Raw genomic sequence first — 13359 nt, forward strand, 5'->3', positions numbered from 1 at the left:
GTTCTCAAACATAGAGACATTTAAAAGGGTTTAGGGAAAAAGCAGCCTCTATAAAAAACCTACAATTAATAATTTGAGGTGGATATATTAATGATTTCTTAAAAAAGCCCTCTGAAATATGAGGCTTCCGAAAAGATCTTCTGTTGAAGGACCTTGAGTATCAGGAGGAGTTAATATGTTAAAAAACAATACCTGTAGAGGTGTTGTAGAGGTGATTCAGAAAGTTGTAGAGTGGTAAAGTCATAGAAAGTGAGAATTATCTAGAAATTTAAAATGTAATCCATTAAATTGTCTTCGTGAGAGAGGTTGAGTTTTTGCCTTAACCTGTACCTTTTCATTTCCACACTCTTTGCAGAAATATTTAAAAGAGGTGCGATCTCTTTGGAGGAAAGATTTAAGCGGAGATAAGCACACAGTTTAAGGTCGTTGTGAGTTAAATTTTCGTGGTTCGCCTTGATGCGCAATAAGAAATCCTTGTCAGCATTATTAAAAGCTACTTCAAAAAATTTCCAGTCTTCCTCGCTGTTGAGGTTCTGGTCTATTTTGCGAATCACTGTACTCACCGCTTTTTCTTTTTCATTAACCGAATTGAGCTGGGATTTAATTGCTGAGAGAAATTCATTCTTTTTTACAATACTCATAGTAGAAATGGCCAATTCCCTGTTTTTACTTTCAATTTCGTTCCTTAGATTTATATTTAAGATCTTCGAGATTTTAGCCTGTTCTTCCAATCTCCTTTGTTCCAGTACCTTTTCATTTTCTGCGATAAGGAGATCGTGCTTTCTTCTGTAATATTTTTTATAAGATTTATGTACTGAAAAGATTATCAATAATAAGCCCAGACTATACAATACTATGGCCAAATTTGAGGCGTACCAGGGGCGGGCGATGCTAAATTTATAACTTGCCAGGTTGTTTGAGAGTTGATTTCCTACCATTGCCCTAACGCTGAATTCGTAGTCACCATAATTCAGGTTTTTGTAGGTTGCTTCAGGAATGTAAGACCATTCATTCCAGTCCTCATCGAGCCCCTCCAACTTATACTGATATTTAACTTCTATATACTTATCAAATTCCGGAACGCTAAATTCAAATCCCAGGTTGTTATTCCTGTAATCATAATTTCCTTCAGTATTTAAATAAGTATTAGAGGTATTCTCATAATCGCCATTATAAACAGCATTAATCTCAATTTGGTACTCCTGAGGGTCGATCTTATCCAGGTCAAGGCTTACGTAACCATTTGAGATCCCAATCAAATAGAGATTTGGTCCTATATAAGTTATATTTTCAAATCCGGCCACCCCGAGGTTAGTAATAAAGTTTCCGGCAGCCGGGATGTGAGCGGTAATGGCTTTTCCGGTTATGGTATTTTTGTCCAGATAACTTATCCCGTTTTCAGTAAAATACCAAAGCCTGGGTTCATTAGCATTAGTAATAATTCGGCTGATTGGTTTTTTATTTTCTTCGAAGATCAACTGGTTCAGGCTTTCTTCCTTCTGAAATTCTTTTCCCTCGTAATCAAGGTTATAAATGCCTTCGTGGGTTTTGTAGATCAAATCGCCATTGTACTCAAAAATATTTGAGCCATAACCCTGGCGGGCCGTGTTTTTTATTTTCCGTACTTCCTTTAAATCGGGGTCTAATTCTAAATAATATAGCCCCTGGTGTTCATGATTGACCACCATTTTAAGGGAATCCATCTCAAAAAAACGACTTGAGATTTCAAAGCCGTCTATGACATTTTTTAAAGACCAGTTCCCGGCCTTGTTTTCAAGGATACTCAATCCATTATAATTTCCCTGAATCACAAGGTCCTCTTTGAAGGGAATTTGCTTCACAACCCAGGTCCCCGGAAATGTGGAAACCAGCTGCGCCTGATCGTTGGAAATAACAAAGGTGCCGCTGTTATGGCCGCAAAAAACAGTATTATTTACCAACTGCAAACTCCAAACCTGGCCTTCGGTCCCTTTAATTAAACTGAATTTATCCTTGCTGTCATAAGCTTTAACGAACAGGCCCTGATTTGTCCCCAGGTATAAATGCCCGTTATGCTTAAGAGCTGCGTAAACTAAACCGAGATTTCCAACCCGATCTGTATATTCTTTAAATGGAGAATTTAAATTGATAATGCTTACACCATTGTCCAGACCTAACCATAAATTTTCATCTACATCCTCAAAAAGGGAAAGCACGGTATTATTATTTAATCCATTGGCTTGCTTAATGTTCTCAATGATTTCCCCTTCAGCAGACATATGGTATAAACCATCGGAAATGGTTCCCAGGGCAAAAGACCCGTCACTTAAACGAATTGCGGAATACATCTTTATTCCCCGCTCATTTATTGTTGAATTCCACAGCTCAAATTTTCCCGAACTATAAGAATAAAAAATCCCGTCATATGTGATCATCAGGAGGTTGTTCCCGGTATCAAAAATATTAATAATACTACTATTTTTAATCTCTCCGGCATCGCTGACTAATACCGCTTTTCCATTTTCCAGGGTAAACAGCCCTTCCTCTTTTTTCTGAAAATAGACTTTGGAACCAATTTCAAAAAGCTTGGCTTTTTCGGTTTTAGCCTCTATTACTGAAAGTTTTTCAGTCTCCAGATCGTAAATATAAATTCTATCAAGTGACTGGAATAATATGCTGGAATTAACAACCAGAATATCCCAGAACTCCTCGTTATCCAGAATTTGACTTTTAAATTTATTGGATATTGAAGTGTATTCCAGAATCCCCTTTTGATTCCGCGCCCAATACCCGAATTCTTCATAACACCCCATATATATTCTTTCCCCTACGGCATGAACAGACCTGATAATTGTTTCTAAGGGTAATTTATATTTCTTCCAGCGCACCCCATCATACTCCATTAAACTGGTGTGGTTGGCAACGTATATTTTTTTGGAATGGGATTGGGTGATCGCCCAGTTCTGGTATTCTCCACTATAATCAAGGGGGCCAAAATTTTGAATGGGAGGTAAATCCTGCGCAAGGCCACAGGAACTATAGATAACTGCTAAAGCAAAATTTAAATAAAATAATTTTTTGAGGAAGTGACGCATACCCCGGAAATTTACAAAAGTAAATTAACAATACGTTAGGTAATAAGTTTGGTACAATGTAATTTTCAACTTCCCTTGTGGATCAAAATAAAACAATCCTGGTTATGATTCGATGTATATTCTTTTTTATTTCGGTATTGGGAATCTTTGGGAATGGATTTTCCCAGGATAAAGTAAAAGAAATTACCTGGCCCGGAGGACAGAAAATAGCTGTAAGCCTTTCCTATGATGACGGTTTAAACAGCCAGTTAGATAATGTGGTGCTAAGCACTGGAAAAGTTTAATTTAAAAGGATCTTTTTATATTCTGCCAAATGCTCCCTCTCTTTTTGAACGAACAGAAGAATGGAAGGATATTGCCGAAAAAGGCCATGAATTAGGCAACCACAGTGTATATCATCCCTGTCGTAAATCCCGGCCCGGCAGAGAGTGGGTGCCACGCCATCACGATCTCGATGAGTATAGTTTAGAAAAGATGGTAGAGGAGCTAACTACTGCCAACACATTTTTAAAGGCGCTGGACGGAAAAACTGAACGCACTTTTACACCGCCTTGTGGAGATCTTATGGCAGGAATTGAAAAGGAATATATTGAGAAGTTAAGGGAACTTTTTATTGCTTATAAAGGACAGGGAACAGAGACAGGTTTCTCTGTGGTTTGGGCTCCCAATGAGGTGAGTGGCCGTGAGTTAATAGATTATATAAAAAATTTACCCGCCGGAACTTCCTTAGTAAACATTATATTTCACGGGGTAGGAGGAGATTACCTTACTGTATCTTCAGAAGCCCACGAGGAACTATTGCAGTTTTTAGCCAATAACAGCAGGGACTATTATGTAGATACCTACTTTAATATAATGAAGTATGCGAATACTCACTGATTCATTTTTCCGAACTACCCAAATTATATAAGTTTCTTTTGCAATGCAATCCTCATTTTGGCATCAATAAATCTGTGATTTAATTTTAGAGATTGTGTTTAAAAGCTAATTAAGGTGCAGATTTGGAACCTTCTAAACACTGTACAAAATTGACGCTTCCGGGACGGGAGTAATTCAGGCTTCGTCCTTTCTTTTCGATTTCGGTATAAAAGAGAAGCCTTAATCCCAATTTTTGCCATTTTAATGCAATTTTCCCAGTAATGGACAATTTATTCTTTCAACATTAGCTTTAAAACCTTAAAATTTCTTATTTTATTATCACTTTGTAGGAAGTAAGAGTATTTTTGATCCGTAAAAAGTTCAATTTAAAAAAACAGCGAAAAACCAAGCCGTCTAATGAACACAATAGAAAGACACAAAGAAATAATAAAAAGAATTACTAAAGACGGTCAAATAAAGGTTCAGGAACTTTGCGATGATTTCCAGATCTCTCCTGTAACTGCCAGAAAAGACCTGAAGCTGCTTGAAGAAAAAGGATTGCTATACAGGATGCACGGGGGTGCAACGCTCAACGATCCTTATGCGACTGACAGGCATGTGAATGAGAAGGAAAAGATGTATTCTTCTGAAAAAGTAAAAATTGGAGCTGCCGCAGCCAAAATGGTAAATGCTCACGATTCCATCCTGATAGCCTCGGGTACCACAGTTTTATATCTGGCTAAAAATATTCAGCCGAAAGAAAACCTTACGGTAATTACTTCAGCTTTAAATGTGGCTCTTGAACTTAACAAGCATCTGGGAATTGAAGTAATTCTTTTAGGCGGAGTTCTTAGAAAACGTTCAGCATCGGTAACAGGATTATATGCTGAAGAAAACCTATCAGATTTCTCCTGCAGTAAACTTTTCCTTGGAGTGGATGGGATAGATCTTGACTTTGGGTTAACCACTACCAATGTAATGGAAGCCCATCTAAACCGGAAAATGATAGAAGTTTCTCAAAAAACCATCGTTCTTGCAGATTCTACAAAGTTCGGTAGAAGAGGCTTTGGTAGAATATGCGGTTTTGATCTTATTGATGAAATTATTACAGATTCCGGTATTTCAGATTTTACCAAAAAAACTTTGGAAGATTATGGGATTAAAGTGACAATTGTAGATTGATCTTTTGATTTCTCTTTTTCAGAAAAACTACAACTTAGAACATCATTTTAATTCACTTAGTAAGTGTGGGTAATCGGTTATAATTCCGTCTACTCCCCAACCAATTAATCTCTTCATATCCTCCTGTTCATTTACGGTCCAGGGAACAAATTTCATCCCATAGGAATGCGCTTTTTCTATAAGTTCCGGAGTCGCCAATTGGAAGTTGGGACTGTAAACCTGGGGAACATATCCTAGCTCCTTAAGATTCTCCTCGAGGGATTTATTCTTGTTCCCGGTTAAGAAGCCTGTAACTACATAGGGATAGTTCTGGTTTACTTCCTGGATTTGTCTTACATCAAAGGACTGGATTTGATACCTTTCCGGTTTAAGGCCTTTTTCCTTGATTACATCCATAACAAGTCCAACCAGTTCTTTAGGTGCTTACTGAAAAAATCCATCTTTGTCCGGACTTGCCTTGATCTCTATATTATAAATTACTTATGCAATATTTTTTTCAGCAATATAATTTTCCACGGAATCAATTAATTCTGAAAATAAAGGAATAGAAGTTTTCTCATTTTTTTGTTGAGGAAAGTGTCTATTAGGTTTTGTACCTACATCAAACTTTTTAATGTCCTCATAATTCATTTGATAAAGCACAAACTCTGAAGCTTCAGGGATCTCTGAACCGTCCGGCATTAATGAAATCTCTTTATTAATAGTAGCATCATGTGCTACCAGCACCTTTTTATCCTTGCTGAACTGAATATCCAGCTCAATGAAATTTGCACCATCATCAATGGCTTGTTTCATGGATTTAACTGTGTTTTCCGGTATGAGCCCCCTTGCCCCGCGATGACCTTCTTTAAAAAATTCAGGAAAGGATCTTTCTACAATTTTGTCTGGGTCGCTGGCCTTGCAGCTGTTTAAGGATAGAATGACAATTAAGGAACAAACAGAGGCAATAATACTCGATTTCATGGTTATATTTAGTTAGCTTAAAATTAGATAAAGAAATGCTGCTAAGGAAGCACCAATAATAGGTCCTACAATGGGAATCCAGGCATAGCTCCAGTCACTTTTACATTTATTTTTTATGGGTACCAGAGAATGAACGATCCTGGGGCCAAGGTCCCGGGCAGGATTAATAGCATAGCCTGTTGTTCCTCCCAAAGAAAGACCAATTGCAAAAACCAGGAGGGAAACAGGTACTGCTCCAAGTGAACCAAGACCAATGGGTGTTTCCTGTTCCCCCGGGATCACCGGGTTGGTAACATAAAAAATAACAAATATTAAAATAAATGTTCCCACTATTTCACTGAAGATGTTGGATATATTATTTCTTATAGCAGGCCCTGTACTAAAGGCTGCCAGTTGCAAAAGCGAATCCTTTGTGGCGTCAAAATGATTTTTATACATCGCCCATACCAGTAAACCTCCTGCCATAGCACCCAATAATTGAGCTCCCAGGAACAAAGGTACTAAACCCCAGGAAAATTTTCCTGCAATTGCAAGTCCAAGAGTAACGGCAGGATTGATGTGGGCACCACTGTATGGCCCTGCAATTACAACTGCTGTAAAAACAGCAAGTGCCCAGCTTATGGTAATTACGATCCAACCGCTGTTATTTCCTTTAGTACCATGTAAAACTACATTGGCAACAACTCCATTTCCTAAAAGGATGAGAACCATTGTCCCAATGAATTCTGCAGTGAAATCTGTCATAGTTCTAGTTTTTAGTGTCTTCGTTTTTTGACCAGGAAATAGTTGCGTTTACAGCTCTTTTCCAACCTTTCAGCATTTCTTCCCGGGAACAATCAGCTTCAGGACTAAAAGATTTTCTAATTTTCCATTTCTCCCTTACTTCAGGAATATCTTTCCAAAAGCCTATTCCAAGACCTGCAAGGTAAGCGGCGCCCAGAGCGGTGATCTCTGCAGTCTCAGGTTTGGCAATAGCTGTGTTTAAAATATTAGACTGGATTTGCATTAGCAGGTCATTTGCAGTTGCTCCTCCATCAACCCGTAATTCTTTAATACTTACTCCGGAATCTGCCTCCATTGCTTTCAGGACATCAAAGGTTTGAAAGGCGATGCTCTCAAGAGCGGCCCTGGCAATATGACTTTTGGTAGAGCCCCGGGTGAGGCCTACTATTGTGCCTCTCGCATGTTGATCCCAGTGAGGAGCTCCTAATCCAGCAAAGGCAGGGACTAAATAAACTCCTTCACTCGATTCTACTTTTAAAGCAAGCCCTTCTATTTCTGAAGCGGTGGAAATTATACCCAAACCGTCTCTTAGCCATTGCACAACTGCTCCGGCTACGAAGATACTGCCTTCAAAGGCATAATTTACCTCGTCCCCAATTTTCCAGGCGACGGTGGTTAGTAATTTATTTTTTGATAAAATTGGTTTCTTCCCAATGTTCATCAACATGAAACATCCTGTACCATAAGTGTTTTTTACCATTCCTTCTTCAGTACACATTTGCCCGAATAAAGCGGCGTGTTGATCTCCTGCTACCCCTGTAATAGGAATTTTCTTGGCAAAAATAGAACCTGAAGTTTCTGCAAGCATTCCGCTTGAGGAACAAACTTCGGGCAACATACTTTCAGGAATTTCAAAAAGGTCCAGTAATTCCTTATCCCAGCTAAGGGTATTTATATTGAAAAGAAGTGATCTCGAGGCATTAGTAATATCTGTGATATGTTTTTTTCCATCGGTTAGATTCCATATAAGCCAGCAGTCTACAGTGCCCAGGACCAGCTTTCCTTCATTGGCTTTTTGTCTTGCGCCTTCAACATTATCGAGGATCCATTTTACTTTTGTTGCTACGAAATAGGCATCAATGACCAAACCTGTTTTTTCTCTGATCATTGGTTCGTGGCCATCTGCCATTAAACGGTCGCAATAGTCCGCAGTTCTACGGTCCTGCCACACGATTGCATTGTAAACTTGTTCTCCGGTTTCTCTATCCCAAACTATGGTAGTTTCTCTTTGGTTGGTAATTCCAATGGCCTCAATATTTTCTGATTTCAACTTGCTCTTGGATACAACCTCTGCAGCTACTCCAATTTGAGTTGACCAAATCTCTGCAGGGTCGTGTTCCACCCATCCCGGTTTTGGAAATATTTGAGTAAACTCTTTTTGTGCTACTGAAACTGTTTCTCCTTTATGATCAAAAACGATAGCTCTGGAACTTGTAGTTCCCTGGTCAAAAGCAAGAATAAATTGGGCCATAATTGTGGTTTAGATTTTTTTTAGTTTTGGACTTTCTGTTTTAGTTGCAGGAACCGGGGGATAATAAGGTTCCGGTAAATAATTTTGTGCCAGTTCTGTAAATTTCTTCACTTCCTTTAGTTCCCAGTTTGAATCTTTTTTCAATTCTTCAGCCATAATGTGTGCAACTTCCGGAGCCATTTCAATAGCCGCTTTGGCATTCAGAAATAAAACTCTAAGTCTCCTGGCTAGAACATCTTCCAGTGTTACAACCATTTCATTTTGCACAATCCACACAATTTCAGCTTTAATATTAGGAAATTCCGGGTGTAATTTGGCATTTAATTCACTATTATTCTTAATTAATTTTGTAATGTTCTCTAAATCACTCCCATAAATATCAAGATGTGAATTTTTGGGTAAAATGTTAGTGTTTCCATGAATTTTCAAATTCATAGTTCTACAGGCTTTTTTGTCAAGGTTTCCAATTTTTATAGCTTCATCTACAGTATCCTCGGCCATTTTCCTGTAGGTAGTCCATTTACCGCCAGTTATGGTAATAAGATTAGAAGGAGAAGCCATGAGTTTGTGATCCCTTGATATTTCTTTTGTTCCTTTTTCTTTCTCGGGAACTACGAGAGGTCGCAGTCCTGCAAAGACACTCAGGATGTCCTTTTTTTCGGGTTTCTTCTCCAGGTAAGTACTTAAGTTTTTTAATACAAAGGAAATTTCACTTTCCAGAGCCACTGGTTCCATGCTGGCAGAATCCAAAGGAGTGTCTGTTGTTCCTACCAACAGGTGGCCATGCCAGGGTACTGCAAAAAGCACTCTGCCGTCTGAAGTTGAAGGAATCATTAAAGCATGATCACCCCTGAAGAAAGATCGGTCCAGAACCAGATGGATTCCCTGGCTGGTAGTAACAATAGGATCTTTAATGTCTGAATTCATCTTCAGGATCTTATCAACAAAAACCCCGGTAGCATTAATTACCATTTTTGATTTTAAGGTAAATTCCTCTCCATTTATTACATCCTGTGCTGTTACTCCTGAAATCTTTCCATTGTCATCTTTTATAAGGGAAGTGACTTTCATATAATTTAAAAGAACACCTCCGTTTTCTGCAGAGGTTTGGGCGAGATTAATTGCCAATCTCGAGTCATCAAACTGCCCGTCAAAATAGAGGACTCCGCCATTTAACCCGGTTTTTTTAATATCAGGCATTATTTCCTTTACCTCGCGGGACTTTAGTAAAACCGTTTTTCCCATCCTAAGCTTACGGGCCATCCAGTCGTAAATTTTTAGTCCTATTCCGTAAAAATATTTTCCCCACCAATTATAGCTCGGGATTATAAATGGGAGCAATTTTACTAAATGGGGAGCATTTTTAAGCATTAGGCCTCTTTCATATAAAGCTTCGTTGACGAGGCTTATATTTCCCTGAGCAAGGTATCTCACACCTCCGTGAGCCAGTTTTGTGCTTCGGCTGGAAGTGCCGCTGGAGAAATCGGCCTGTTCTAAAAGCAGGGTTTTAAATCCCCGCGATGCAGCATCCAGCGCAACCCCAAGACCAGTTGCTCCTCCTCCTACAATTATAATATCCCAAAGTATCGAAGGATCTTTTACAATTTGAAGGAAACCCTCCCTGTCAAAACTATTTTCTTTTATTTCTTTTTTCATCAAGAACCATATTATAAAGACAAATGTAGAATTAAAAGTAACATAAAAAAAGCTAATTTTTCTTAATTTAACAAAAAATGTATTTTTATTTGTTTTTTTTAATTACCTTCGTTTTTATAACACTAACCATTCGGAAGTAATAGGAATACTATTTTCCGTTTATGTAATTGAATCCTAGCATTTAACGTAAACCGCTATTAATGAAAAAAACAATTCAAACATTAGTATTAATTTTATTCTGCTTTACCTCAGGATTTGTTTCTTCTCAGGAACTTGTGGTAAAAGGAATAGTAAAAGACACCAAAGGAATGCCTTTGCCGGGCGCTTCAGTTGTAGTGAAGGGAACCTCTAATGGAACCATTACTGATTTTGACGGGAATTTTGGTTTACAGGTATCACAGGATCCTGTAATACTGCAAATTTCTTTTCTCGGTTTTCAGCCTGGTGAAACAATTGCAGATCCAGATGACTTTCAGGAAATAGTTCTTACAGAAGACACCAATGTTTTAAACGAAGTAGTTGTGACTGCTTTAGGAATAAAAAGAGAAGAGAAACGACTGGGATTCTCACAAGCCTCTATAGATTCTGACAACCTCAACCAAACCGTCCCAACGAATTGGTCCTCAGGTTTAAAAGGGAAAGTAGCTAGGTTTAAATATTGTTTCTTCAGGTTCGGGTCCTTTAAATTCGCAGCAAATTACTCTAAGGGGAAATAACTCGCTTAACCCAAATGGTAACAATGCATTAATTGTTATTGATGGAGTACTTAGTTAATAATGAAATGACCACTTCAGGTTCCTCAAGTGCCTATGGGGGAAACGATTCTCCTATTGATTATGGAAATGGAATTTCGGATCTTAACGCAAACGATATCGAGAGTGTAACTGTTTTAAAAGGTCCCGGAGCAACAGCTTTATATGGAAGTAGAGCGGCTAACGGAGCATTGATTATTACAACCAAATCAGGAAAAGCTTCTAAAGGCCTTGGAGTTACTTATACTTCTAATGTAAGTCTTGACGTGATACAGCGATGGCCGGATTATCAATACGAATACGGGCAGGGATCAGGAAAATCTTTTGATGATGAGGGAAATCCGTATTATTCCTTTGGTAGTTCAGAAGATGGTAGTAATACCGGAAGTACCAGTAGTGCCTGGGGTCCACGTTTTAACGGTCAATATTTTTTTCAATATGATCCTGAGTTAGAAGGACAATCTGCCGAGCGACAACTATGGCAGGCATATCCAGATAACAGAAGAGATTTCTGGAGAACGGGAGTTACTCTTAATAATAATGTTTCATTGCAGGGAGGTAGTGAAAAAGGAAATATGAGAGCTTCAGTAGGACATCAAAAGAATGAATGGCTTATGCCTAATACGGGCTTTGAAAGAATAACAGCCTCCATAAATGCAGATTTCCAGATTTCAGAAAAAATAAAAATTGGTTCTGTAATAAATTACAACAACAGGAAAAGTGATAACCTGCCGGGAGCTTATTATAACAATGGCTCTATTTCCTATTTTATGATCTTCCAGAACCCTAACATTTCCCTGGACTGGTATCGTCCTATTTGGATGCAGGGTCAGGATCAAATTCAAAAGATAGCTCCTTTCAGTTCTTTTATTGATAATCCTTATTTGATTGCTTATGAAGCTACAAACCCTTTAGATAGTGATCAAATCGTGGGGAACATTTTTGCTAATATTAATCTTGCTCCAAATCTGGAATTAATGTTACGAACTTCCCTTAATACTTATAGCCAGGATAGAGCACAACAAAGGCCTTACAGCATCAACTAGGTATGCGCGGGGTTATTATGAATCCCAGGATATAAATAAACAGGAGGTGAATACAGATTTCCTGCTGTCCTATAACGCTGAAATTTCGAAAAAAATTGGATTTTCCTTCTCGGCAGGAGGTAATGCAATGAGCTATAAATATCGCCGAACAGATGCCTCTGTTGAAGGTCTTGTAGTGCCGGGGGTATATAAACTTGCCAACGGGATAAACAGTCCAATAATTGCTACTTATGATAAAAATAAAAAAGTAAACAGTTTATATGGATTGTTATCTCTTTCTTTTGATGATAAAGTTTATGTGGACGTGACCGGAAGAAACGACTGGTCCAGTACCCTGCTAGTAGAAAATAATTCTTTCTTTTACCCATCTGTAAATACAAGTTTTATTCTTTCAGATATTTTTGAACTTCCTTCTGCCATTCCATATTTAAAATACAGATTCTCTTATGCCCAGGTAGGAAACGATACAGATCCTTATAAGACGAGCAAATACTACAGCCAGAACGCTTTCCCAAGTTCAGCCACAGTTCCTGCCACTCTTTACAATGCCAACTTTAAACCGGAGATCACGACCAGTTACGAAACAGGTTTTGAATCCAGGTTATTTAAGAACAGGATTGTATTTGATGTAACAGCATATCAAACCCTAACAAAGAATCAAATTATATCGGTTCCCCTGGATATTACCACTAAGTTACAGCTCTGGAGTTTTAAATTCAGGAGAAGTGCGGAACAGGGGACTGGAATTAACTCTCATAAGTCGAATTATAGATTCCAATAAATTTAGTTGGAGATCAACACTTACCTGGGACAAAAACTGGAACAGGGTAATGGAACTGGCCGATGGAATAGACGGCCAGCAGGAAATTGGCTCGGGAGGACAGGCTACTTTAATTGCTAAAGTAGGAGGAACTACCACAGCAGTTTATGGTTATGGTTTTGTAAGATCACCAGAGGGAGAAATTGTGTACGATGATAAAGGTCTACCTGCATATCCCGATGAAATTATGTATATAGGAGATGCCAGTCCCGATTGGAATGCTGGTTTGTATAACAGTTTTAAATTTGGAAATGTCTCCCTTAATGTAATGGTGGACGGACAATATGGAGGAATAATCTATTCTCAAACCCATCATAAATTAATGGAACAGGGGAAACTTCGCTCAACCTTTAGAGGACGGGAAACAGGATTTATAGTTGGGGAAGGAGTTGTTTTAAATGAAGACGGAACTTACACTCCAAATACTTATGAAGCCGTTACACCAGATTGGTATAGAAGATTTTACCGAAGGGCAAATGTTGAATCCAATTCTTTTGATGCTTCTTTTATAAAACTAAGAGAGGTGAGCCTGTCCTATGCCCTTCCTAAAAACTGGATTGACGACATAGGGATTCAGGGAGTTGATCTTTCATTATTCGGAAGAAACCTTGCTATGATCACAGATTTTCCAATCTACGATCCTGAAACCGCAGCATTAAACGGGGATACCATTTTGCCGGGAATTGAAATGGGACAAATGCCATCTCCGGCTACATATGGATTGAATCTTAAACTGAACTTTTAAACGAACAAA

General features: G+C 38.4%; 12 protein-coding genes and 1 pseudogene. 7 read left to right on the forward strand and 6 right to left on the reverse strand.

Annotated features, from left to right (window positions below):
• Nucleotides 1–260: 260 nt before the first annotated feature.
• Nucleotides 261–3074 carry a triple tyrosine motif-containing protein gene (locus LZ575_RS17745; protein ID WP_235326134.1) on the reverse strand — a complete coding sequence of 938 codons (2814 nt, stop codon included), beginning with the start codon at nt 3072–3074 and terminating at the stop codon, nt 261–263.
• Between the two features lie 104 nt (nt 3075–3178).
• Here LZ575_RS17745 and LZ575_RS17750 point away from each other — a divergent pair, with 104 nt between their 5' ends.
• From LZ575_RS17750 to agaR, 3 genes are all read left to right on the forward strand, one after another.
• Nucleotides 3179–3358 carry a hypothetical protein gene (locus LZ575_RS17750; RefSeq protein WP_235326136.1) on the forward strand — a complete coding sequence of 60 codons (180 nt, stop codon included), beginning with the start codon at nt 3179–3181 and terminating at the stop codon, nt 3356–3358.
• Nucleotides 3359–3380: 22 nt separating this feature from the next.
• Nucleotides 3381–3953, forward strand: a complete 573-nt coding sequence (locus tag LZ575_RS17755; protein ID WP_235330766.1) for a polysaccharide deacetylase family protein — start codon at nt 3381–3383, stop codon at nt 3951–3953.
• A 396-nt stretch (nt 3954–4349) separates the two neighbouring features.
• Nucleotides 4350–5114 (forward strand): transcriptional repressor AgaR, encoded by a 765-nt coding sequence (agaR, locus tag LZ575_RS17760; protein WP_311195847.1) that lies wholly within the window; start codon nt 4350–4352, stop codon nt 5112–5114.
• A gap of 42 nt (nt 5115–5156) precedes the next feature.
• Here agaR and LZ575_RS24375 read toward each other — a convergent pair whose 3' ends face one another.
• The 5 genes and pseudogenes from LZ575_RS24375 to LZ575_RS17780 form a co-directional block, all read right to left on the reverse strand.
• Nucleotides 5157–5231 (reverse strand): hypothetical protein, encoded by a 75-nt coding sequence (locus LZ575_RS24375; protein ID WP_409187224.1) that lies wholly within the window; start codon nt 5229–5231, stop codon nt 5157–5159.
• A 6-nt stretch (nt 5232–5237) separates the two neighbouring features.
• Nucleotides 5238–6077 (reverse strand): annotated as a pseudogene (locus LZ575_RS17765) (glycerophosphodiester phosphodiesterase family protein); the annotation flags it as partial.
• Nucleotides 6078–6089: 12 nt separating this feature from the next.
• Nucleotides 6090–6821, reverse strand: a complete 732-nt coding sequence (locus LZ575_RS17770) for an MIP/aquaporin family protein (RefSeq protein WP_235326138.1) — start codon at nt 6819–6821, stop codon at nt 6090–6092.
• Nucleotides 6822–6825: 4 nt separating this feature from the next.
• Entirely contained in the window at nt 6826–8331 is a 1506-nt protein-coding gene (gene glpK / locus LZ575_RS17775) for a glycerol kinase GlpK (protein WP_235326140.1), read from the reverse strand.
• A 9-nt stretch (nt 8332–8340) separates the two neighbouring features.
• Nucleotides 8341–9987, reverse strand: a complete 1647-nt coding sequence (locus tag LZ575_RS17780; protein ID WP_235326142.1) for a glycerol-3-phosphate dehydrogenase/oxidase — start codon at nt 9985–9987, stop codon at nt 8341–8343.
• A gap of 200 nt (nt 9988–10187) precedes the next feature.
• On the opposite strand from LZ575_RS17780, the gene LZ575_RS17785 reads away from it, so the two are divergent.
• The 4 genes from LZ575_RS17785 to LZ575_RS17800 are packed head-to-tail and all read left to right on the forward strand — an operon-like array spanning nt 10188 to nt 13350.
• A complete protein-coding gene (locus LZ575_RS17785) occupies nt 10188–10703 on the forward strand; it encodes a carboxypeptidase-like regulatory domain-containing protein (RefSeq protein ID WP_235326144.1) in 516 nt (171 codons plus the stop codon).
• Between the two features lie 41 nt (nt 10704–10744).
• Nucleotides 10745–11785 carry a TonB-dependent receptor plug domain-containing protein gene (locus tag LZ575_RS17790; protein WP_235326146.1) on the forward strand — a complete coding sequence of 347 codons (1041 nt, stop codon included), beginning with the start codon at nt 10745–10747 and terminating at the stop codon, nt 11783–11785.
• Nucleotides 11786–11831: 46 nt separating this feature from the next.
• Nucleotides 11832–12566 (forward strand): TonB-dependent receptor domain-containing protein, encoded by a 735-nt coding sequence (locus LZ575_RS17795; RefSeq protein ID WP_235326148.1) that lies wholly within the window; start codon nt 11832–11834, stop codon nt 12564–12566.
• Nucleotides 12511–13350, forward strand: coding sequence for a hypothetical protein (locus LZ575_RS17800; RefSeq protein ID WP_235326150.1), 840 nt, complete (start codon nt 12511–12513; stop codon nt 13348–13350). The genes LZ575_RS17795 and LZ575_RS17800 overlap by 56 nt, the downstream gene beginning before the upstream one ends.
• Nucleotides 13351–13359 lie beyond the last annotated feature (9 nt).

This window comes from Antarcticibacterium sp. 1MA-6-2, assembly GCF_021535135.1.
Lineage (GTDB): Bacteria > Bacteroidota > Bacteroidia > Flavobacteriales > Flavobacteriaceae > Gillisia.

Excerpts from the sequence above, each read along its gene's own strand:
- LZ575_RS17745 (WP_235326134.1), bottom strand. The coding sequence starts at position 3,074 with ATGCGTCACTTCCTCAAAAAATTATTTTATTTAAATTTTGCTTTAGCA.
- LZ575_RS17750 (WP_235326136.1), top strand. The coding sequence starts at position 3,179 with ATGATTCGATGTATATTCTTTTTTATTTCGGTATTGGGAATCTTTGGG.
- agaR (WP_311195847.1), top strand. The coding sequence starts at position 4,350 with ATGAACACAATAGAAAGACACAAAGAAATAATAAAAAGAATTACTAAA.
- LZ575_RS17770 (WP_235326138.1), bottom strand. The coding sequence starts at position 6,821 with ATGACAGATTTCACTGCAGAATTCATTGGGACAATGGTTCTCATCCTT.
- glpK (WP_235326140.1), bottom strand. The coding sequence starts at position 8,331 with ATGGCCCAATTTATTCTTGCTTTTGACCAGGGAACTACAAGTTCCAGA.
- LZ575_RS17780 (WP_235326142.1), bottom strand. The coding sequence starts at position 9,987 with ATGAAAAAAGAAATAAAAGAAAATAGTTTTGACAGGGAGGGTTTCCTT.
- LZ575_RS17785 (WP_235326144.1), top strand. The coding sequence starts at position 10,188 with ATGAAAAAAACAATTCAAACATTAGTATTAATTTTATTCTGCTTTACC.
- LZ575_RS17790 (WP_235326146.1), top strand. The coding sequence starts at position 10,745 with ATGGAGTACTTAGTTAATAATGAAATGACCACTTCAGGTTCCTCAAGT.